At 69.0% G+C, this 20270-nt stretch carries 20 protein-coding genes; 5 read left to right on the forward strand and 15 right to left on the reverse strand.

Going from position 1 to position 20270, the window contains the following annotated elements; translation table 11 throughout:
• Window positions 1–354 precede the first annotated feature (354 nt).
• Window positions 355–1290 (reverse strand): isopenicillin N synthase family dioxygenase, encoded by a 936-nt coding sequence (locus ACO6VK_RS17895; RefSeq protein WP_422509515.1) that lies wholly within the window; start codon window positions 1288–1290, stop codon window positions 355–357.
• A 199-nt stretch (window positions 1291–1489) separates the two neighbouring features.
• Between ACO6VK_RS17895 and ACO6VK_RS17900 the strand changes: the two genes are divergently transcribed.
• Both ACO6VK_RS17900 and ACO6VK_RS17905 read left to right on the forward strand, forming a co-directional pair.
• Window positions 1490–2773 carry a glycosyltransferase family 4 protein gene (locus tag ACO6VK_RS17900; RefSeq protein ID WP_422509517.1) on the forward strand — a complete coding sequence of 428 codons (1284 nt, stop codon included), beginning with the start codon at window positions 1490–1492 and terminating at the stop codon, window positions 2771–2773.
• Window positions 2760–3614: a polysaccharide deacetylase family protein gene (locus ACO6VK_RS17905; protein WP_422509519.1), complete on the forward strand. Its 855-nt coding sequence runs from the start codon at window positions 2760–2762 to the stop codon at window positions 3612–3614. The genes ACO6VK_RS17900 and ACO6VK_RS17905 overlap by 14 nt, the downstream gene beginning before the upstream one ends.
• Window positions 3615–3689: 75 nt before the next feature.
• On the opposite strand, the gene glmM is transcribed toward ACO6VK_RS17905, so the two are convergent.
• The 5 genes from glmM to trpB form a co-directional block, all read right to left on the reverse strand.
• Window positions 3690–5057, reverse strand: a complete 1368-nt coding sequence (gene glmM / locus ACO6VK_RS17910) for a phosphoglucosamine mutase (protein WP_422509521.1) — start codon at window positions 5055–5057, stop codon at window positions 3690–3692.
• Entirely contained in the window at window positions 5057–5941 is an 885-nt protein-coding gene (accD, locus tag ACO6VK_RS17915; RefSeq protein WP_422509523.1) for an acetyl-CoA carboxylase, carboxyltransferase subunit beta, read from the reverse strand. The genes glmM and accD overlap by 1 nt, the downstream gene beginning before the upstream one ends.
• Before the next feature lie 152 nt (window positions 5942–6093).
• On the reverse strand, window positions 6094–6906 hold the full coding sequence (trpA, locus tag ACO6VK_RS17920; RefSeq protein WP_422509525.1) for a tryptophan synthase subunit alpha: 813 nt from the start codon (window positions 6904–6906) through the stop codon (window positions 6094–6096).
• Window position 6907: 1 nt separating this feature from the next.
• Window positions 6908–7606 (reverse strand): hypothetical protein, encoded by a 699-nt coding sequence (locus ACO6VK_RS17925; RefSeq protein ID WP_422509527.1) that lies wholly within the window; start codon window positions 7604–7606, stop codon window positions 6908–6910.
• Window positions 7603–8829 carry a tryptophan synthase subunit beta gene (gene trpB, locus ACO6VK_RS17930; protein WP_422509529.1) on the reverse strand — a complete coding sequence of 409 codons (1227 nt, stop codon included), beginning with the start codon at window positions 8827–8829 and terminating at the stop codon, window positions 7603–7605. Before trpB ends, ACO6VK_RS17925 begins: the two co-directional genes overlap by 4 nt.
• 95 nt (window positions 8830–8924) lie before the next feature.
• Here trpB and ACO6VK_RS17935 point away from each other — a divergent pair, with 95 nt between their 5' ends.
• On the forward strand, window positions 8925–9812 hold the full coding sequence (locus ACO6VK_RS17935) for a LysR family transcriptional regulator (protein WP_422509531.1): 888 nt from the start codon (window positions 8925–8927) through the stop codon (window positions 9810–9812).
• Between the two features lie 99 nt (window positions 9813–9911).
• On the opposite strand, the gene ACO6VK_RS17940 is transcribed toward ACO6VK_RS17935, so the two are convergent.
• The 8 genes from ACO6VK_RS17940 to prmB all read right to left on the reverse strand — a co-directional run bounded on the left by ACO6VK_RS17940 (window position 9912) and on the right by prmB (window position 18177).
• Window positions 9912–10568, reverse strand: coding sequence for a phosphoribosylanthranilate isomerase (locus ACO6VK_RS17940; protein WP_411851648.1), 657 nt, complete (start codon window positions 10566–10568; stop codon window positions 9912–9914).
• Window positions 10565–11338: a tRNA pseudouridine(38-40) synthase TruA gene (truA, locus tag ACO6VK_RS17945; protein WP_422509533.1), complete on the reverse strand. Its 774-nt coding sequence runs from the start codon at window positions 11336–11338 to the stop codon at window positions 10565–10567. Before truA ends, ACO6VK_RS17940 begins: the two co-directional genes overlap by 4 nt.
• Before the next feature lie 80 nt (window positions 11339–11418).
• The gene (locus tag ACO6VK_RS17950; protein WP_422509535.1) at window positions 11419–13320 is read right to left on the reverse strand and encodes a FimV/HubP family polar landmark protein; all 1902 of its coding nucleotides are present in this window, start codon (window positions 13318–13320) and stop codon (window positions 11419–11421) included.
• Between the two features lie 112 nt (window positions 13321–13432).
• Entirely contained in the window at window positions 13433–14458 is a 1026-nt protein-coding gene (locus tag ACO6VK_RS17955; protein ID WP_422509537.1) for an aspartate-semialdehyde dehydrogenase, read from the reverse strand.
• Window positions 14459–14607: 149 nt separating this feature from the next.
• On the reverse strand, window positions 14608–15663 hold the full coding sequence (locus ACO6VK_RS17960; protein WP_422509539.1) for a 2-hydroxyacid dehydrogenase: 1056 nt from the start codon (window positions 15661–15663) through the stop codon (window positions 14608–14610).
• A complete protein-coding gene (aroC, locus tag ACO6VK_RS17965) occupies window positions 15656–16759 on the reverse strand; it encodes a chorismate synthase (RefSeq protein ID WP_422509541.1) in 1104 nt (367 codons plus the stop codon). The genes ACO6VK_RS17960 and aroC overlap by 8 nt, the downstream gene beginning before the upstream one ends.
• Window positions 16749–17261: a hypothetical protein gene (locus ACO6VK_RS17970; protein ID WP_422509543.1), complete on the reverse strand. Its 513-nt coding sequence runs from the start codon at window positions 17259–17261 to the stop codon at window positions 16749–16751. The genes aroC and ACO6VK_RS17970 overlap by 11 nt, the downstream gene beginning before the upstream one ends.
• Window positions 17251–18177 (reverse strand): 50S ribosomal protein L3 N(5)-glutamine methyltransferase, encoded by a 927-nt coding sequence (gene prmB / locus ACO6VK_RS17975; protein ID WP_422509545.1) that lies wholly within the window; start codon window positions 18175–18177, stop codon window positions 17251–17253. The genes ACO6VK_RS17970 and prmB overlap by 11 nt, the downstream gene beginning before the upstream one ends.
• A gap of 142 nt (window positions 18178–18319) precedes the next feature.
• Between prmB and ACO6VK_RS17980 the strand changes: the two genes are divergently transcribed.
• Both ACO6VK_RS17980 and asd read left to right on the forward strand, forming a co-directional pair.
• On the forward strand, window positions 18320–18970 hold the full coding sequence (locus ACO6VK_RS17980; protein ID WP_422509547.1) for an SCO family protein: 651 nt from the start codon (window positions 18320–18322) through the stop codon (window positions 18968–18970).
• Window positions 18967–19809 (forward strand): archaetidylserine decarboxylase, encoded by an 843-nt coding sequence (asd, locus tag ACO6VK_RS17985; protein ID WP_422509550.1) that lies wholly within the window; start codon window positions 18967–18969, stop codon window positions 19807–19809. Before ACO6VK_RS17980 ends, asd begins: the two co-directional genes overlap by 4 nt.
• A 63-nt stretch (window positions 19810–19872) precedes the next feature.
• Here the strand turns inward: asd and ACO6VK_RS17990 are convergent, their stop codons facing one another.
• A complete protein-coding gene (locus ACO6VK_RS17990) occupies window positions 19873–20214 on the reverse strand; it encodes a ribonuclease E inhibitor RraB (RefSeq protein WP_422509552.1) in 342 nt (113 codons plus the stop codon).
• Window positions 20215–20270 lie beyond the last annotated feature (56 nt).

The following is a 20270-nucleotide window of genomic DNA, read 5'->3' on the forward strand; positions in this document are numbered from 1 at the left end:
CCCAGCCCCCTACAGATGGTGGCGACCGGACGGCAGAAGCGGCCAATGCCGACGGCTTGAATCTGCTGTCCGATCCGGTCGAGGGACTGTCTGAGGGGTGAGGCCCGGTGCACCCCGCAGCGACGCTCCAAAACATGGATGTTTTGGAGCAGCCCCCAGGGATGGGTTCACGGCGTGTCGCGGAGGGGTGTGCCGGGCCTCGCCCCGCGCTGATGGCAAGGAGCAGCCGCGCAGTTCGCGACAAACAAAAAGGCCACCATGACGGTGGCCTTTTGGCAGCCCTCTGGGGCGTACCGACCAACGGTCGGTACCTACCGGTTCGGTCGGTACCCACCGGTCCGGTCGGGTGGGCGGTTACTTCAGCTTGATCTCGCGCAGGCGCTCTTCCAGGAAGCCGTGGGCGGTGATCGGCTCCGGGTAGCGGCTCGGGTTTTCCGGCGTGATGCAGGTCGGCAGCACGTCGATCAGGAAGTCCGGGTTGGGGTGCAGGAAGAACGGCACCGAGTAACGCGGCTGGCGTGCCTGCTCGCCCGGGGGGTTGACCACGCGGTGGATGGTGGACGGGTACACGTGGTTGGTCAGGCGCTGCAGCATGTCGCCGATGTTGACCACGATGGTGTCCGCGTCGGAGGTGAACGGCACCCACTTGCCTTCGTGCGACTGCACTTCCAGGCCCGCCGCGCTGGCACCGACCAGCAGCGTGATGAAGTTGATGTCGCCGTGGGCGCCGGCGCGCACGTTGGGGATGTTCTCGGCGGTGATCGGCGGGTAGTGGATCGGGCGCAGGATCGAATTGCCGTTGTTGGTCTTGTCGGCGAAGAAGTCGATCGGCAGACCGATGTGCAGCGCCAGCGCCGACAGGACCCGCGAGCCCAGGTTGTCCAGGGCCTGGTACAGGGCATAGCCGCGCTCACGGAAACCGGGAACCTCGGACGGCCACAGGTTCGGCGCCATCACGTCACGGTACTTGGAGTCGTCCGGGATCTCGCGGCCGATGTGCCAGAACTCCTTCAGGTCAAAGTGCTGGGAGCCCTTGGCGGTTTCCACGCCGAACGGGGTGTAGCCGCGGGCGCCGCCGCTGCCCGGCACGTGGTACTGGCGCTTGGTCTCCTCCGGCAGAGCGAAGAAGGCCTTGAAGACGTCGTAGGCCGCGTCGATGTCGGCCTGCGGGATACCGTGGTTGCGGATGCCCGCGAAACCCCATTCGCGGTAGGCCGCGCCCAGCTCTGCGACGAAGGCGTCGCGGTCACTGTCGAAACGGGTGATGTCGAGGGTCGGAATCTGGCTCACAGCGTTACCTGGCTTGTTCTTGGATGGACGAAGGGCCGCACCTGTGGCCCGGCTGAACATTGTGACAGATCGGGCTCATGCCGCCACCGATACATTGATACAAGCCGATACAATGCGCGCCACCCGTGCCAACTGAACGGGCCAACGACGCCGCCGCCGCCACGCGTCCCCTCCTCTGCTGCAGCACTCGATCCGCCCTATGGACGCCACCTCGCCGGTTCCCGCTGTGCCCTCCTCCTTCGTTGGCAGCACCCGGCAGGCCGATGCCTGGCCGCCCATCGCCGATCCCTTCGCCCGCGCCAACGCGGAGTCCGCGGAGGCACCCGGCCACCGCGTCATCCCGCTGAAGATCCTGCACACCGAGGCGGCCAAGGGCTTTGGCGGCCAGGAGATCTACATCTACCGGCACATGCTGGCCATGCGCGACCGCGGTCATGACGTCTCGCTGCTGTGCCAACCCGGCGCGCGGCTCGGCGAGATCGCGCGGGAAGCCGGCTTCACCGTGCACACCCTGAAAATGGGCGGCCTGCTGCGCCTGCTGCGCGGCATCGGCTCGGTGTCACGCCTGGTGCGGCGCCACGGCTACCACGTGGTCAACACCACCAGCCGGCGCGACAGCCTGATCGCCGCGGCCGGGGCGCGCCTGGGCGGCACGCCGCTGGTGGTGCGCTCGCGTCACCTGATGAGCCCGGTCAATTCGCTGCTCACCTATACCGGTCTGCCGCACCGGGTACTGACCGTCAGCAGTTTCGTGAAGCAGCTGCTGGTGACGCGCGGCATCGCCGGAGACCGGATCGGCATCGTGCCGCCCATCGCGGTCCCGCCGCAGTGGACGCAGATCAACAAGGACGATCCGTGGCAGTGCCTGCAGGAGACCCGCGCCGAGGTCCGGCGTGAACTCGGCTTCGACGACGACCAGATCGTGGTCGGCTGCGTGGCGGTGCTGCGCGAGCCGAAAGGCCACGCCGACCTGCTGCACGCCATCGCCCCGCTCTGCCGCCGGCACCCCACCCTGCAGCTGGTGATCGTCGGCGACGGCCAACCGGTGATGGACCGCCTGCTGGCGCTGCGCGAGGAACTGGGCATCGCCAGCCAGGTGCACCTGCTGGGCTACCGCCTGGGCGCGTGCCGCCTGATGACCGCGTTCGACATCTTCGCGCTCGCCAGCCACAAGGAGGCGGCCGGTACCGTGTTCCTGGAAGCGGCTTACGTGGGCGTGCCGATCGTGGCCACGCGGGTGGGCGGCGTGCCGGAAATGGTGATGGAAGGGAGCAATGCTATGCTCGCGCCGCTCGGCGACCAGGCCGCGCTGACCCACGCATTGAAAACGCTGGTCGAACAGCCGCAGGAACGCCGCCGCATGGGCCGTGCCGGCTGGGAATGGATGCACAGCGCGCAGCGCTTCACGCCCTCCGGGCACACCGAAGCGACCGAACACTATTACCACCAGTGGTTGAAGGAACTTGGGCATGGCCAACGCTAGATCCGTCCCGGTGCTGATGCATCACCATGTGTCGCCCTCGCCGGGCATGATCACCGTGTCCCCGGAAAACTTCGAAAGCCAGATCGCGTGGCTGGCCGCCGATGGCTGGACCTCGCTGACGCTGGAGCAGTACGCCGGCTTTCTGGCCGGCAAGCCGGTGCCGCGCAAGTCGATCGTGATCACCTTCGACGATGGCTACCTGGACAACTGGGTCTACGCCCACCCGATCCTGCTCAAGTACGGCATGCACGCGGTGGTGTTCGTGGTCACCGGCTGGATGGGCGATGGCCCGGAACGGCCGCATGCGGGCCAGGCCGGCGTGACCCTGCCGGCCACACCGGATCATCGCGGCTGCGAAGCGGCGATCCTGGAAGACGACCGCGCGGACACGGTGATGATGCGCTGGAGCGAGGCGCGCGCGATGATCGCCGCCGGCACCTTTGAAGTGCACTGCCATACCCATACGCACACGCGCTGGATGAAGCAGGCGATCAGCCGTGCGCAGAAGTGCGCGGGCATCGAGGGCGACCTGTCGCGTGCGCGCGACGTACTGCAGCAGGAACTGGGCACGGTCTCGGACACCCTGTGCTGGCCGTATGGCGATTTCGACGAGGACTACGTGGCGATCGCACGGCAGCAGGGCTTCACCCACCTGCATACCACCCACCCGTTCGGCCGCAATGTGGTCGGCGGCGACCCGGCCCACATCTACCGCTTCGCCATCCGCAACCGCCCGGCACGCTGGCTGCGAAAGCGCATCGCGTGGAGTTACCACCCGCTGATCGCACCGCTGTTCAACCGGTTCAAGGCGACGCAGAAGAAGATGGTGCCGGGGCCCTGAGCGGCGGGAGGTTGACGCCGGCGCCATGAAAAAACCCGGCCGAAGCCGGGTTTTTTTGTGCGCCACCGGCGACGGTCAGGCCGCTGCCGCCGCCTTCACCGCGGCGGACAGGTTGTCCAGCGTGGACTGCATCAGCTCGCCGCTGTCCGCTTCGACGGTCACGCGTACCACCGGCTCGGTGCCGGACGGACGCAGGAACGCACGACCGCGACCCTGCACGGCCTGCTGCGCGGCCGCGAGCGCGGCCTGCACGCCGTCGGACTGCACGATGGCCTTGGCCGAGACGCCGGCCAGGCGCACGTTGACGGTCTTCTGCGGCACCTTGTGCAGGCCCGACAGCGCCTGCCGCAGCGACGTGTTCTCACGCCGCAGCACTTCCAGCACCTGCAGTGCGCTGACGATGGCATCGCCGGTGGTGGCGCGATCCAGACACAGCAGGTGCCCGGACGCCTCACCGCCCAGCACGCCACCACCCTCGACCAGCGCCTGGTGCACGTAGCGGTCACCGACGTTGCTGCGCAGGAACGGAATGTCCAGCCGCTCCATCGCCTGCTCGAGCCCGAAGTTGGTCATCAGGGTGCCCACCACCGGGCCGCGCAGACGACCATTCCCACGCCAGGACGGCGCCAGCACGTACAGCAGGTCGTCGCCGTCGACCGGGTTGCCCTGGTCATCGGCCATCAGCACGCGGTCGCCGTCGCCATCGAAGGCGATGCCGAGATCCGCACCGGCCTCGCGCACCTTGGCGGCCAGGTTGTCGATGTGCATCGAACCGACGCCGTCGTTGATGTTCACGCCGTTGGGCTCGGCGCCGATGGCGACCACGTCCGCACCGAGCTCGCGGAACAGCAGCGGCGCAATGTGATAGGTGGCGCCGTGGGCGCAGTCGAGCACGATCTTCAACCCGCGCAGGTCGAAGGCGCGCGGCACGCTGGCCTTGCAGAATTCGATGTAGCGGCCCACCGCATCACGGGCGCGCATGGCCTTGCCAAGGCGGTCCGATTCGGCGGTGATGAACGGTTCGTCCAGCGCTGCTTCCAGTGCCAGCTCGGTGGCGTCATCGAGCTTCTCGCCATCGGCGGAGAAGAACTTGATGCCGTTGTCGTAATGCGGGTTGTGCGAGGCGCTGATGACGATGCCGGCATCGGCCCCGAGCGTGCGGGTCAGGAACGCGACGGCCGGGGTAGGCATCGGCCCGAGCAGCTGCACGTCGGCGCCGGCGGCAACCAGCCCGGCTTCCAGCGCGGCTTCGAACATGTAGCCGGAGATGCGCGTGTCCTTGCCGATCACCACCACCGGGCGGTGGCCCGGGCGATGGCCGTTGCGGGCGGTCAGCACGCGACCGAGCGCATTGCCCAGGCGCAGCACGAAGTCGGCCGAGATGACGCCCTGACCGACCCGACCGCGGATGCCGTCGGTGCCGAAATATCTGCGCGCGCCCATCAGGCAGCGGCGTCCGCAGCCGGCGCGGACTGGCGCCCCAGCATGGCCAGCAGCTCGGACAGGCGGTCGCGCATTTCGCGGCGATCGCAGATCTGGTCGATCGCACCATGCTCGAGCAGGAACTCCGACCGCTGGAAGCCCTCGGGCAGCTTTTCACGCACGGTCTGTTCGATCACGCGCGGGCCGGCGAAGCCGATCAGCGCCTGCGGTTCGGCGATGTTGATGTCGCCCAGCATGGCGAACGAGGCCGACACGCCACCGGTGGTCGGGTGGGTCAGCACCGAGATGTACGGCAGGCCGGCGTCGCGCAGGCGACCCAGCGCGGCCGAGGTCTTGGCCATCTGCATCAGCGAGAACAGGCCTTCCTGCATGCGTGCACCGCCGCTGGCGGAGAAGCACACGTAGGGTGCGCCGATCTCCAGCGCCTTTTCGGCGGCCAGCGAGAAACGCTCACCCACCACCGAGCCCATCGAACCGCCCATGAAGGCGAAGTCGAAGGCCGAGGCCACCAGCGGGCGGCCCTTCATCAGGCCCTGCATGGCGATCAGCGCGTCGTACTCGCCGGTGTTCTTCTGCGAGGCCTTGATGCGTTCGCTGTACTTCTTCTGATCCTTGAACTTGAGCAGGTCCGTGGGGCCCAGGCGTGCGCCGATCTCGGTGGTGCTGTCGGCGTCGAACAGCGCGGCCAGACGCGCGCGTGCGCGGATGGCCATGTGATGGCCACACTTGGGACAGACCTCGAGGTTCTCCTCCAGCTCGGGACGGTAGAGCGCGCTGCCGCAGCTGCTGCACTTCTCCCACAGGCCCTCGGGGACGCTGCGCTTCTTGCTGGGGACGTTGTCGGTGCGGATGCCAGACGGCATCAACTTGCTGAGCCAACTCATGCGGGATGCTACTTCCGTTCAGGGCGGCCCGAGGGCCGCAAAGGCGGACAGTCTAGCTCACCCGTACGGTGCCCGGGACCCCCTGCCGGTGCGGTAACGCGGGCGTGAAAACCGTGCTGGGGCGTACGTTCGGGGGTGCGCGGCGGTCGCAATTACCGCGCGTCCAGCGCCTCGCGCAGCGGTTGCAGGAAGGTGCGGGCCACCTTGGCGGCGGCTGCGGCATCACCGGTCTCGGCCAGGGCGGCAACCAGGGCGCTGCCGACCACGACACCATCGGCTTCCACCGCCATCGCCGCCGCACTGGCCGCGTCCTTGATACCGAACCCTGCCACCACCGGCACCTGCGAGCGGCTGCGCAGATCGCGCAGGCGGGTGCTGGCGGCGGCACTGTCCAGGCGGTCGGATGCACCGGTAACGCCGGCAAAGCTGACGTAGTACAGGTAGCCCTGGGCCATCGCGGACAGGGTATCCAGCCGCGCATCGGCGGTGGTCGGCGAGGCCAGCAGAATCAGGGCCAGGCCAGCGGCGGTGAAGATCTCCCGGGTTTCAGCGGCTTCTTCCGGCGGCAGGTCCACCAGCAGCACGCCGTCCACGCCGGCGGCAATCGCCGCGTCGGCAAAGCGCGCGGTGCCGTGGATCTCGACCGGGTTGAGATAGCCCATCAGCACCACCGGGGTGGTGGCATCGTCACGGCGGAAGGCCGCCACGGTCTCCAGCACATAGCGCAGCCCTGCCCCACGTGCCAGCGCGCGCTCGGAGCTGCGCTGGATGGTCGGTCCGTCGGCCATCGGATCGGAAAACGGGACGCCCAGTTCGATCACGTCCGCTCCGGCGGCAGCCAATGCGTGCATGACCGGCACGGTCGCCTCCAGGCCCGGGTCGCCCGCGGTGATGAAGGGAATCAGCGCCTTGCGGCCGGAGGCGCGCAGGCGGGCGAAGCAGGCATCGATACGGTCCACACTCATGTCAGGCACATCCTTCGAACGTTTCAACAGCGCCGCTGGCGCCCCAGTACATCTTCGTTATCGCCCCATCGACGATTTCCAGCCGGATCGCCAGATCCGAGCCCGGGTCCTGCCAGGTGAGGTACTCGCCGCCGTCGGGGACGTAGGCATGCGGCTGCACGGTGCTGCCGCCGGGCAGGCGCCGCAGCGCGTCGTCGCGCGACATGCCCAGACGCAGCCCGAACGGCCCGGGCTGGGTGATGGTCTCGCCCGATCCGTCCAGCAGCGCCAGGTCGAAACGCAGCACGTGGTCATCCTGGACCATCATCGAGACGCCCTCGGGCAGGCTGCCGCGCTCATAGAACTCGCAGCGCCCCGGCGCCCCGCCCTCGCTCAGGCCCGCCGAATGCCACTGGTCATCGGCATCGGCCACGCTGAAGCGCTGCCCGATCACGATGTCGCCGGCGTGGTCCAGGGCCACCGAGACCACCGCAGGCGCGTCGTCGTCGGGGGCAACCGGTTCGACGGCCGGCTCGGGCGCCGGGTCGTCCTCGATCGGACGGTTGGCGATGTCATCTTCGTTGCTCGCCGGCATCCGTGCCGGGGCGATCGCGCTCGGTACCGCCGGCGCGGCCGGCAGCACCGGCGGGTCCGGCGGGGTGCAGCCGGTCAGGCCGACCACGATCAGCAGCGCACTTCCCTGGCGCAGCAGGGGATTCACAGCATCAGACCCTCGCGTGCAGCGATGGTATGTACGTCCTTGTCGCCCCGGCCGGACAGATTGCACAGCACCAGCTTGTCGCTGGGCAGCTCGCGCGCCAGCTTGATCGCCTGGGCGACCGCGTGGCTGGATTCCAGCGCGGCGAGAATGCCTTCGCTGTGCGCCAGCTGATGGAACGCAGCGAGCGCTTCGTCGTCGGTGATGCCGACATACTCGGCGCGGCCGGCATCGGCCAGGAAGGCGTGCTCCGGGCCCACGCCGGGGTAATCCAGGCCGGCCGAAACCGAATGGGTTTCGATGATCTGGCCGTCGTCGTCGCAGATCACGTAGGTGCGGTTGCCGTGCAGCACGCCCGGGCGGCCGGCCGCGATCGAGGCGGCGTGGCGGCCGGTTTCGATGCCGTCACCGGCGGCTTCGGCGCCGACGATGCGGACCTCGCGGTCGTTGAGGAAGGCATGGAACAGGCCGATGGCGTTGCTGCCGCCGCCCACGCAGGCGGTGATCGCATCGGGCAGGCGGCCGTAATCGGTCAGCATCTGCGCGCGCGCTTCGCGTCCGACGATGGCGTTGAAATCGCGGACCATGCGCGGGTAGGGGTCCGGGCCGGCGACGGTACCGATGATGTAGAAGGTGTCGCGCACGTTGGTGACCCAGTCGCGCATCGCCTCGTTGAGCGCGTCCTTGAGCGTGGCCGACCCGGACGTCACCGGCACCACGGTGGCGCCCAGCAGTTTCATCCGATAGACGTTGATCTTCTGCCGCTCGATGTCGGTGGCGCCCATGTACACCACGCATTCCAGCCCCAGGCGTGCCGCCACGGTGGCACTGGCGACGCCATGCTGGCCGGCGCCGGTCTCGGCGATGATCCGCTTCTTGCCCATGCGCGCGGCCAGCAGCGCCTGGCCGATGGTGTTGTTGATCTTGTGCGCGCCGGTGTGGTTCAGGTCTTCGCGCTTGAGCAGGATCTGTGCGCCACCGACCTGACGGCTCAGGCGTTCGGCGTGGTAGATCGGGCTCGGCCGGCCCACGTAGTGGGTCAGGTCCTTGTCGTAGGCGGCGATGAAGGCCGGATCGCGGCGCGCCTCGTCGTAGGCGGCAGCCAGCTCCTGCAAGGGCCCGATCAGGGTTTCGGCGACGAAACTGCCGCCGTAGCGGCCGAAATGCCCCTGGGCATCCGGATAGGCATGGAAATCGGCGATGGGGGACGCGGGGGAGGAGGACATGGCGCGATGACCGGTGGAGACAGGTTGACACTTTAACGCACGGGTCATGACAGTAATATCGACAATATCTGCCACGACCCGTCAGGAAAACTCACATGAGCGCCCCCGCCCTGCCCCCGCTCAACGCCCTGCGCAGTTTCGAGGCGACGGCTCGCCTCGGCGGCGTGGGCCGCGCCGCCGAGGCCCTGCATGTGACGCATGGCGCGATCAGCCGTCAGCTGCGCGTGCTCGAAGACGTGCTGGGCGTGGCCCTGTTCGTGCGCGACGGCCGCGGGCTGCGGCTGACCCCGGCCGGCACCGTACTGCAGACCGCCTGTGAGGGTGCCTTCGCCCAGATCCGCGACGCCGTCGCGGTGGTCAGGCGCGAGCAACGCCCAGGCCCGCTGGTGCTCGGCTGCAGTGGCAGCATCCTGGCGCGCTGGATGATTCCACGGCTGCAGGCACTGCAGACCGCCCTGCCCGGGCTGCCGCTGCACTGGTCGGCCCAGGATGGCAGCTTCACCACGGAGCAGCAGGCGCTGGATGCCATCCTGCTGCTGGCGCAGCCGCCGTGGCCGCGCGGCTGGCGGGTGCGCCCGCTGGCGCCGGAACGGGTCGGCGTGGTGGTGAGCCCGCACCATCCTGCCGCGTCGCGCCTGCGCGGGCATCCGCCGCAGGCGCTGCTGGACGAAGCGCTGCTGCATACCACCTCACGCCCGCAGGCGTGGCCGGAGTGGGCAACGTCGCACGGGCTGGACCCCGCGCGACTGCAGCTGGGCACCGGGTTCGAGCACCTGTACTACCTGCTGGAGGCGGCCGTGGCCGGACTGGGCGTGGCGATCGCGCCCGAACCCCTGGTGGCCGACGACCTGGCGGCGGGACGCCTGCTCGCGCCGTGGGGATTCGGCGCGACCGGCGGCTTCTGGGTGCTGGCAACGCCGGAAGGGGCGCAGGATGCGCGGGTGGACGCGCTGGCGGACTGGCTGGCCGGGAATCTCACGTAGTGCCGGGCGCTGGCCGGCTGCGCGGCATTGCGGCGCATGGACGCCTCAACGCTGTCCCGCCCACCGGGCGGGCGCTGCCGCGGATGGGCGCCGGCGACCCTAGTCCGCCTCGTGGCAGTCGGCGCGGCGCACTTCCTCGACGAACTTGCGCATCTTGTAGCCGTCCTTGATGCCCGGTTCGGTTTCGATGCCGCTGGACACATCCACGCCCCACGGCAGGGTGGCGACGATGGCATCGAACACGTTGTCCGGGGTGATGCCACCCGCCAGCAGGAACGGACGGTGCAGGCCGGTCGGCAGACGCGTCCAGTCGAACGCGACCCCGGTGCCACCGCCGCCGCCCGGTGCGTGGCTGTCGAACAGGAAGCCGGCCGCGCTGGGATAGCGCAGCTGCAGCTGACGGGCGTTGACGTCGTCGCGCCCGCCCATCGCCACGGCCTTCAGATAGGGCATGTTGAAGCTGCGGCAGAACGACTCGTCTTCGTCGCCGTGGAACTGCAGCAGGGTCGGCCGCACGGTGCGCAGCACTTCGCGGACCTCCTCCTTGCTGTTGTCGCGGAACAGCGCGACGACATCCACCATCGGCGCGATGGCCTGGCGCATCGCCCGGGCCTCGGCCGGGGCGACACGGCGCTTGCTCTCGCGGGCGAAGATGAAGCCGACCGCGTCCACGCCCAGCTCGCCGGCCAGGCGGACATCGCCGGCCCGGGTCATGCCGCAGAACTTGATGCGGGTGCGATAGAAAGAGCGGCTCATAAGGTGACCTCGGCGGGCAGATGCCAGTTGTCGGGGTACAGCGGTCCAACGAACACCAGTCCCTGCGGGGGGGCGGTGGGACCGGCCACGGTGCGGTCCTGGCCAGCCAGCAGCTCGGCCATCCACGACACCGGCTTGTCCCCACAACCGATCAGGATCAGTGAGCCGACGATATTGCGCACCATGTGATGAAGGAATGCATTGGCCTGAACGCAGACCTCCACCACCTCGCCGTGACGGGCCACGCTGATCGCCTGCAGGTCGCGCCGGGCATGCAGGGCCTCGCACTGGATGCTGCGGAAGGCACTGAAGTCGTTCTCGCCGAGCAGCGCCTGGCCGGCTGCGTGCATCAGCCCGGCGTCCAGCGGGCGGCGTTCCCAGCTCAGGGTCTGGCGGTACAGCGCCGGCCGCACCTGCCGGTTGAGCAGCCGGTAGCGGTAGCGCCGCGCCCGGGCCGAGAAGCGCGCGTGGAAATCGTCGGCCACCGGCACGCACCAGCGCACGGCGATCGAACGCGGCAACCGGGTCGTGGTGCCCAACGTCCAGCCGCGCGGATCGCGCACCACGTCGGTATCGAAATGGACCACCTGGCATTCGCCGTGCACGCCGGCATCGGTGCGGCCGGCGCAGGTCACCTGGATCGGGGCATCGGCCACCGAGGACAGCGCCTCCTGCAGGCTGGCCTGCACGCTCGGGCAACCACTCTCGCCCAGCTGCTGCCAGCCCTTGTACTCACTGCCATCGTATTCCACGCCCAACGCGTAGCGCATGCTCAACCTCTGTTTCGTCGGGGAACCGGGCCGGAAACGGCCCGGGAATCAAGCCGGGGAACGACGGACACGCGCGTCGTTCACCCCAGGCGCGCCAGCAGCTCGCGCGCTTCGGCCTGCATGTGCGGGTCCGCACCCACGGCCACTTCCTGCAGCAGGGTGCGCGCGGTTTCGGCGTCGCCCAGGTCCAGGTAGGCGATCGCCAGCTCCAGCCGGTCACGTCCCGGCGCAGGCGCGAACACGCTGTCATCGGCAGGCGCGTCCACGGCGTCGACCGCTTCGTCGCTCGCCGCGTCGGTATCCGTTGCATCGGCGCCGGACACCGGCTCGGCCGGATACTCGAACACGCCACGGAAGGACGGCTGCGCCGCCGCTTCCAGCGCGTGCGCCGGCGGACCGGGCAGCACCGGTGCAGGCTCGGGCTCGACCTCCGTCACGACATCGACGGGGTCCGCAGCCTCGTCCACGGCCGGGCTGTCGCTGGTCACCGGTTCCAGCGCGAACACCGGCTCGCGGCGCAGGCCATCGGCCAGCGGGGCGTCGTCCGGGGCTGCAACGTATGCGTCCTCGTCATCGTCGGCCGTGCGCTGCTGCGCGGCCAGCTCATCCACGTAATCGGCGGCCGGCACGGCGGCGGCGAGCGCGGCACCGTCGAGGCTGTCGCGCGACAGCGGCGGCAGCGGCGAGGCCTTGCGACGGCGGCTGAACAGCCAGCCCACCACGCCCATCACCAGCACCACCAAGCCCAACCAGTACCACCCGCCGCTGCTGCCTTCGCGCGGCGACGGGGCCTGTGCCAGGCGCTGCTGTGCTGCAGCCAGATCGCTGTCCTTCATTGCGATCAGCGATTGCTGCTGGGTCTTGAGCTTCTCCAGCTCGGCGACGCGATTGCGCAGCTCCTGGATCTCGGCATCACGGGTGGCGACCTCTTCCTTGGCCTGACGCAGTTGTTCGTTGCCCAGCATGTCACCCTCACTGCCGGCGGCGGTGCCGGTGGTTGTTCCTGCGGTGTGGTCGGCAGCGGCGACGGCCGGCGCGATTTCCAGACGCGCGCCCTGGCGCGGCGTGGCGACCGGCGCCGCCGCGGCGCCGGCAGGGACCGGCGTGTTGGCGGCGGTGTCGGCCGGCTGCGGAATCGCCGCGCGCGACTGGCGCCACTGGGCGGTGTGCTCGCGCACGATCGCGGCAGCCTCGTTGGCATCGATGGCCTCGCCGCCGTTGCCGGCCGGACCACGCAGCACCGCGCCCTGCTTGAGCAGGTTGACGTTGCCGCGGATGAAGGCCTCGGGGTTGGCGCGCAGCAGCGCGACCATCGCCTGGTCGCGGCTGACGCCCTGCTCGCGTGCGACCGTCGCGGCGATCTGCGACAGGGTCTGGCCACGCTGGACGGTGATGCCGTCCGCGCCCACGGCGGCCGGGGCCGGTGGACGGGCAGACGCGGCGCGCGCGGGACCCGCCGCCGGACGCGGGGCGGGTGCCGCGGCGGCCGGGGCCGCGACAGCCGGCGCGGCGGCCGGCTCGCGCACGATGGCATTGGACAGGGCACCGGCAGGCGCAACGATCTCGGGCTCGGCAACAGCAGCAGCGCTGTTGGGCGCATCGACCAGCGCCGAATACTCGCGTACCAGCCTGCCCTGCCCCCAGTCGGCCTCGATCAGGAAGTTCAGCGACGCCGTCGCGACCGGTGCATGGCTGCTCACCCGGACCACCGCGCGGCCCTGCGCATTGCGGGTCAGCTCGAACTGCAGTTCGCTGACAAGACCACTGGGCGGCTCGAGCCCGACGCGGGCGAAGGTGGCCGGCGAGGCCAGCGAGACCCGCAGCTGTTCCAGTTCGGCCGGATCGGCCGAAATCACCGGGATTTCAGCCAGGAGCGGCTGGCCGGGCTTGGACAGCACACGGATATCGCCCAGGCCGAGGGCCAGGGCGGAGCTGCTGGCCAGAGCCAGCAGCAGCGTCGACACATACTTGAGCGGGCGCAATGCGCCCGGAGCCCGGTTCTTCCTTGTGGACAATCTACAGGCTCCCCCCTTGATCGGCGATGATTCATGTGGTGCGGTCGGCGGCATCCCCATGCCGCCACCGCCCACCCGCTCACCCTTCGGCGGCGACCAGCTCGGCCAGCTGCACGGCGTTGAGGGCGGCGCCCTTGCGGATGTTGTCCGACACGATCCACAGGTTGAGCCCGCGCGGGTGCGACAGATCCTCGCGGATGCGGCCGACATACACCGCATCGTTGCCCGACGCATGCGTCACCGGCGTCGGATAGCCGCCTGCCTCATGCCGGTCGACCACTTCCACGCCCGGCGAACGCGACAGCAGCTCACGCGCGGCATCGGGGGTGACCTTGTCGCGGGTTTCGATGGTGACCGCTTCGGAGTGGCCGTAGAACACCGGCACGCGCACGGCGGTGGGGTTCACCAGGATGCTGTCGTCGCCGAGGATCTTGCGGGTTTCCCAGACCAGCTTCATTTCTTCCTTGGTGAAGCCGTTGTCCTGGAAGTCGTCGATGTGCGGGATCAGATTGAAGGCGATCTGCACCGGGAAGCGCTGCGGGTCGATTTCCTGGAAGCTGAGCAGCTGGCCGGTCTGCTTGCCGAGCTCTTCCAACGCCGAGCGCCCGCCGCCGGACACCGACTGGTAGGTGGCCACGTTGATGCGCTGGATGCCGTACTGGCGATGCAGCGGCGCCAACGCCACCAGCATCTGCATGGTCGAGCAGTTCGGGTTGGCGATGATGCCGCGGGGGCGGTTCTTCAACGCCTCCGGGTTTACTTCGGACACCACCAGCGGCACATCGTCGTCATAGCGGAAGGCCGAGGAGTTGTCGATCACCACCGCACCGGCGGCGGCGAACTTCGGACCGAACTCCTTGGAGACGCTGCCACCGGCGGAGAACAGCGCGATGTCCACGCCGGCCGGATCGAACTCGGCCAGGTCCTGGACCTTGATCTTCTCGCCCCGGTACTCGATCTCGCCGCCGGCCGAGCGCGAGGACGCGAGCAGGCTCAGCGTGGCGATCGGGAAATCACGCTCGGCCAGGATGGCCAGCATGGTTTCGCCGACAGCACCGGTGGCACCGACGACGGCGACGTGGAAACGACGATCTGGATTGTTCATGGGGAACCTCGTGTGATGGCGTGCCGACCAAGGGTCGGCACCTGCCGTGTTTGTTTGAAGGGCGTACCGACCAACGGTCGGCACCTGCCGGATGTATATGGAACGCGGAGTGGGTTCGGGGAACCTCGCGTGATGTCCGCGGCGGTTCCCTATCGTTTTGCGTCGTCGGTTTTTTTCGCGCCCGCGATCGCGCCGCCGGTACGGGCAGCGTTCACGGCGTCGGCATTGATCGCACTCGGCGGGTGGCCGGCATGGGGCCCCTTGTCCAGCGCGGCCGTCAGGTTGTCCACGGCCAGCTGCACCATCGCCCGTCGCGTGGCCTGGCTGGCGCTGCCGATGTGCGGGGTGAGCACCACGTTGCGCAGGGCCAGCAGTTCCGGGCGGACCGTGGGCTCGCCCTCGAACACGTCCAGCCCGGCGGCGGCCAGGCGGCCGTTGGCCAGGGCATCGGCGAGCGCCAGCTCGTCGACGATGCCGCCCCGCGCGATGTTGATCAGGGTGGCACCCGGCTTCATCTTCGCCAGTGCGCCCGCATCAATGATGTGGTGCGACGCGGCGTTGTACGGCAGCACCAGCACCAGGTGGTCGGCCTGCGCCAACAGCGTGTCCAGGTCGACGTACACCGCGCCGACCTCGGCCTCGGTGGCCTCCGGCAGGCGCGATCGGTTGTGGTACAGCACGCGCATGCCGAAGCCCAGCGCGCCACGGCGGGCGATGCCCTGGCCGATGCGGCCCATGCCGAGGATGCCCAGCGTGCTGCCGTGGATGTCCGCGCCGAGCATGGTCTGGAACGACCACTGCCCCCACTGGCCGTCGCGCAGCCAGCGCTCGGACTCGGTGATGCGGCGGGCGGCGGCCATCAACAGCGCGAAGCCGAGATCGGCGGTGGTTTCGGTCAGCACGTCCGGGGTGTTGCTGGCCAGGATGCCGGCGGCGCTGAGCGCGTCGACATCCAGGTTGTTGTAGCCCACCCCGACATTGGCGATGGCACGCAGCTGCGGCGCGTTGGCGATTTCGGCCGCGCCGATGCGTTCGTTGAGGGTGATCAGCGCGCCGTCGACGCCTGCCAGCCGCTCGGCCAGCTGCGATGGCGTGTAGCGAGTGACCTCGCCGGTCATGTCCAGATCGAAATGCTGCCCGAGCCGTTCGACGACATCGTCGAACAGCGGCTGGCTGACCCAGACCCTGGGGCGCGGATCAGCCATCGATGCTGCCCGGGATGCGCGGCGTGATGTCGCCCACGTCGCCGCACTGGGCGCGGTGGCGCAGGGCCTGGTCCATCAGCACCAGCGCCATCATCGCCTCGGCGATCGGGGCGGCGCGGATGCCCACGCAGGGATCGTGACGGCCGGTGGTGATCACCTCGACGGCCGCGCCGCTGGCATCCACCGTGGCGCCGGGCAGGCGCAGGCTGGAGGTCGGCTTGAGCACGATCGAGGCGGTGACCTGCTGGCCGGTGGAAATGCCACCGAGGATGCCGCCGGCATGGTTGCTGGCGAAGCCGTCGGGGGTGATCAGGTCGCGGTGCTCGGTGCCCTTCTGGGCAGCGCTGGCAAAGCCGTCGCCGATCTCCACACCCTTGACCGCGTTGATGCTCATCAGCGCGGCGGCCAGTTCGCCGTCGAGCTTGCCGTAGATCGGCTCGCCCCAGCCCGGCGGCACGCCGTCGGCCACGACGTTGACGCGCGCACCGACCGAATCGCCGGACTTGCGCAGCGCGTCCATGTAGCTTTCCAGTGCGGGCACCTGCCCGGCCACCGGCCAGAAGAACGGATTTTCTTCCACCGCCGACCAGTCGAAGCCGGTCGGGGTGATCTCGCCCAGCTGCGACAGGTAGCCGCGCACACGCACGCCGTAGCGCTGCAGCAGCCACTTCTTGGCGATCACGCCGGCGGCCACGCGCATGGTGGTTTCGCGTGCGGACGAGCGCCCGCCGCCGCGCGGGTCGCGGATGCCGTACTTCTGCCAGTAGCTGTAGTCGGCGTGGCCGGGACGGAACTGCTGGGCGATGGTGCTGTAGTCCTTGCTGCGCTGGTCGGTGTTGCGGATCAGCAGCGCGATCGGGGTACCGGTGGTACGCCCTTCATAGACGCCGGACAGGATTTCAACGGCATCTTCTTCGCGGCGCGCGGAGGTGTGCCGGCTCTTGCCGGTGGCACGGCGCTGCAGATCGTGGGCGAATTCCGCGGCGTCGATCTCCAGTCCCGGGGGGCAGCCGTCGATCACGCAGCCGATCGCCGGACCGTGCGATTCGCCGAACGTGGTGACCGAGAGCAGCTTGCCGAAGGTATTACTGGACATGGGATACCGCATGACGGGGGAAGGCGGCGCGCAGCACGCGCGGCAGGTGGCGTACGGCGACGATGGCCGGCAGCAGGGTGAAGCTGAGAATGAACACCGGGCGGCCCCAGCCGCCGCGCCAGCCGTCCGGGCTGCTGCCGACGCTGGCGACGACGGTGGCCACGGCGACGGCAAGACCGATCAGCAGGGCGACAGTCAGCGCCCGCGACAGCAGCGGGCGTCGTTGCAGCAGCGCTCCATCGACGATCGCACAGCAGACCACGGCGGCCCCACCGAGCAGGCCCGAGACGCCGTACGCCAGGCCCTTGAGGTGATACCAGAGCTGTTCGGTGGGCTCGGCGGCGTACCGGCAGTGCATCGTGTCGCCGCTGAAACAGGCGACGCCGCTCTGCAGGGCCATCATCACGATGATCAGCGCGAACGGCAGCAGCAGCGCCAACGGCATCAGCAGGGCCAGATCGGCCCAGCGGACGCGCGTGGCGATGGCCGGCCTATCGGGCATTGGCCAGCTCGGTGATGCGGGCGCTGTGGGCGATGAGCTCGCGGCATTCGATGGCGAAGATGCCCATCTGGCCGACCTTGAACTCGATCCAGTTGAAGACCACCTCCGGCAGCAGCTTGTTCAGGTGACGCTCGGATTCGCCCACTTCGCAGATCAGCAGCCCATCCTCGCTGAGGTGCAGCGGGGCGTCGCGGAGGATCTTCAGCACCAGATCCAGGCCGTCGTCACCGGCACGCAGGCCCATTTCCGGCTCGTAGGAGTACTCCTGCGGCAGGGCATCGGTCTCGTCGTTGGTGACGTACGGGGGGTTGGTGACGATCAGGTCGTAGTGACGGCCGGTGAGGCCGTTGAACAGGTCGGACTTGATCAGGGTGACGTTGTGGGCGTCGAGGCGTTCCTTGTTCTCGGCGGCCAGGGCCAGTGCGTCGTCGCTGAGGTCCACGCCATCCACTTCCCAATGCGGGTAGTAGTGGCCCATCGCGATGGCGATGCAGCCCGAGCCGGTGCACAGGTCCAGCGCGCGGTGCACGTCACGGCCGCCCAGCCAGAAGTCGAAACCGGATTCGATCAGTTCGGCGATCGGCGAACGCGGCACCAGGGCACGCGGGTCGCTCTTGAAGCTCAGGCCGGCGAACCAGGCTTCCCCGGTCAGGTAGGCGGCCGGCAGGCGCTCGGTGATGCGGCGCTCGAACAGGGCCAGCACCTCGGCCTTCTCCGGCGTGGTGACCCGGGCGGCGCCATAGGCCGGGCCGAGGTCATGCGGGAGGTGCAGGGTGTGCAGGACGAGCTGGGTCGCTTCGTCCAGGGCGTTGTCGTAGCTGTGCCCGAAGGTCAGCCCGGCGGCGTTGAAACGGCTGGTGCCGTAGCGGATCAGATCGATGATCGTGTGGAGTTCGGCGGCCGTTTCGGCAGTCATGGCGGGGCAACAGACAAAGTGGCCCCCGATTATAGGCGACCCCATGCCGGCCAGCATCCGTTGCAGAAGAAACGGGTGGAGAACAACCACCCAGGCCGCCACCGCCCCTATCATGGTGGCCCCTTCCGGGAACGGGCCTTACATGTTCAATCGCAACGTCGGCATCATCCTGCTCATCGCGCTGGCCGCCGGGCTGGGCCTGGTCGTGGCCCAGAAGGTGTTCGCGCCCACGCCAACCGGCGACCGACCGGCCACCGAGTCGATCACGTTCTATCCGCAGCCGCGGCCCCTGCCCGACTTCAATCTGGGCCAATCTGACGGCACGCGCCTGATTCCGGGCGAACTGAAGGGGCATTGGACCCTGGTGTTCCTGGGCTTCACGTTCTGCCCGGATGTCTGCCCGACCACCCTGGGCGACCTGGCCCAGGCCCAGAAACAGTGGGAAGCGCTGCCCGAGACGCTGCGCCCGCGGCTGGTGTTCATCTCGGTCGACCCCGAGCGCGACACGCCGGCCCGCCTGGGCGAGTACGTCCATGCGTTCCACAAGGACACCCTGGCCGCCACCGCCGACGTGCCGTCTCTGGAGCGTTTTGCCACCTCGCTGGGCTTCGTGTTCCAGAAGGTGCCCGGCAAGCACTTCGATGAAAACCCCGAGGATTACACCGTCGAGCACTCGGCCAGCCTGGCCGTGCTGGACCCGCAGGGCCGCCTGGCCGGCCTGATCCGCCCTCCCTTCACTGCGCCGGCCATCGCCCGCGACCTGCAACTGCTGACCGAGAAATCCGCCCCATGAGTCTGATGACCACGCTGAGCTATGCCCTGCCCCACCGTCTGCTGTCTTCGATGGCGCGGCGCCTGGCGTATTCCAGCAATCCGCGCATCTCGCGCTGGCTGATCGATACGGTCACCGCCAGGTTCGGCGTCAACCTTGCCGAAGCCGCCAACCCGGACCCGCGCAGCTACGCCACCTTCAACCAGTTCTTCACCCGCGCCCTGAGGCCCGGCGCACGCGTAGCCGATCCCGATCCGCGCACGCTGGTGATGCCGGCCGACGGCCGGATCAGCCAGCTCGGCGCGATCGAAGACGGGCGGATCTTCCAGGCCAAGGGCCAGTCGTTCACGGCCGCCGAACTGCTGGGCGACGCCGCCGATGCCGAGGTCTTCCGCCACGGTCTGTACGCCACCGTGTACCTCTCGCCGAAGGACTACCACCGCGTGCACATGCCGTGGACCGGCACCCTGCGCGAGACGGTGCACGTGCCCGGCCGGCTGTTCAGCGTCGGGCCGGCAGCGGTCAACACGGTGCCGGGCCTGTTTGCCCGCAACGAGCGGCTGGTCTGCCATTTCGATACCGACTTCGGGCCGATGGTGTCGGTGATGGTCGGTGCGCTGCTGGTATCGGGCGTGGAAACGGTGTGGGGCGGCGAAGAGATCCCGCGCTATGGCGACACGATCACGCGGAAGGATTACCGCGGCAAGGGGATTACCCTGGCACGGTTCGCGGAGATGGCCCGTTTCAACTACGGCTCCACCGTGATCGTGCTGCTGCCGCCGGGCGTGGCCGATTTCGCGCCGCACCTGGACGCCGAGCACGCCGTGCAGCTGGGTCAGGCGCTGGCGACGTTGCGCTGACCCAACGCAGAACGCCCCGCTTTCGCGGGGCGTTTGCCGTTGCGGGCAGAGCCTGACGTGCGGTCAGATCTCGACCGGCCCAACGTCCATGCCGTCGTAATCTTCCACTCCGTTCTGCTCGGCCAGGGTCTGCAGCTCGTGGTTGCGGGCATCCAGCGAGGCCTCGGTGTGTACCTCGGCGCGCTCCACGTGCAGCACGTGGTAAGGCGCCTCGCCCTCCTCCAGCTCCGGCTCGAAAATTTCCACCAGGGTGTAGCCCATCGCCACCAGCTTCTCGCCCAGGCCGTTCAGCGGTTCCGGCGTGGTGTTGACGAAGAAGTACCCCCACAGCATCGGGCCGTTGAGGTCCCAATCGGTGTTCTCGCGGATGTTGGCGAACATCTCGTTGATCGCGGTGATATCCATCTTGCTTCCTTTGTCTGTTACATGAGGGCCGTGGCGCGCTGCCACGGCCGGTGATG

Source organism: Stenotrophomonas sp. GZD-301 (genome assembly GCF_049310345.1).
Taxonomy (GTDB): Bacteria; Pseudomonadota; Gammaproteobacteria; order Xanthomonadales; family Xanthomonadaceae; genus Stenotrophomonas.

Excerpts from the sequence above, each read along its gene's own strand:
- prmB (WP_422509545.1), bottom strand. The coding sequence starts at position 18,177 with ATGACTGCCGAAACGGCCGCCGAACTCCACACGATCATCGATCTGATC.
- ACO6VK_RS17905 (WP_422509519.1), top strand. The coding sequence starts at position 2,760 with ATGGCCAACGCTAGATCCGTCCCGGTGCTGATGCATCACCATGTGTCG.
- ACO6VK_RS17980 (WP_422509547.1), top strand. The coding sequence starts at position 18,320 with ATGTTCAATCGCAACGTCGGCATCATCCTGCTCATCGCGCTGGCCGCC.
- ACO6VK_RS17940 (WP_411851648.1), bottom strand. The coding sequence starts at position 10,568 with ATGAGCCGCTCTTTCTATCGCACCCGCATCAAGTTCTGCGGCATGACC.
- aroC (WP_422509541.1), bottom strand. The coding sequence starts at position 16,759 with ATGTCCAGTAATACCTTCGGCAAGCTGCTCTCGGTCACCACGTTCGGC.
- ACO6VK_RS17990 (WP_422509552.1), bottom strand. The coding sequence starts at position 20,214 with ATGGATATCACCGCGATCAACGAGATGTTCGCCAACATCCGCGAGAAC.
- ACO6VK_RS17935 (WP_422509531.1), top strand. The coding sequence starts at position 8,925 with ATGAGCGCCCCCGCCCTGCCCCCGCTCAACGCCCTGCGCAGTTTCGAG.
- ACO6VK_RS17900 (WP_422509517.1), top strand. The coding sequence starts at position 1,490 with ATGGACGCCACCTCGCCGGTTCCCGCTGTGCCCTCCTCCTTCGTTGGC.
- truA (WP_422509533.1), bottom strand. The coding sequence starts at position 11,338 with ATGCGCTACGCGTTGGGCGTGGAATACGATGGCAGTGAGTACAAGGGC.
- glmM (WP_422509521.1), bottom strand. The coding sequence starts at position 5,057 with ATGGGCGCGCGCAGATATTTCGGCACCGACGGCATCCGCGGTCGGGTC.
- accD (WP_422509523.1), bottom strand. The coding sequence starts at position 5,941 with ATGAGTTGGCTCAGCAAGTTGATGCCGTCTGGCATCCGCACCGACAAC.
- ACO6VK_RS17960 (WP_422509539.1), bottom strand. The coding sequence starts at position 15,663 with ATGGCTGATCCGCGCCCCAGGGTCTGGGTCAGCCAGCCGCTGTTCGAC.
- ACO6VK_RS17970 (WP_422509543.1), bottom strand. The coding sequence starts at position 17,261 with ATGCCCGATAGGCCGGCCATCGCCACGCGCGTCCGCTGGGCCGATCTG.
- asd (WP_422509550.1), top strand. The coding sequence starts at position 18,967 with ATGAGTCTGATGACCACGCTGAGCTATGCCCTGCCCCACCGTCTGCTG.
- trpB (WP_422509529.1), bottom strand. The coding sequence starts at position 8,829 with ATGTCCTCCTCCCCCGCGTCCCCCATCGCCGATTTCCATGCCTATCCG.
- ACO6VK_RS17955 (WP_422509537.1), bottom strand. The coding sequence starts at position 14,458 with ATGAACAATCCAGATCGTCGTTTCCACGTCGCCGTCGTCGGTGCCACC.
- trpA (WP_422509525.1), bottom strand. The coding sequence starts at position 6,906 with ATGAGTGTGGACCGTATCGATGCCTGCTTCGCCCGCCTGCGCGCCTCC.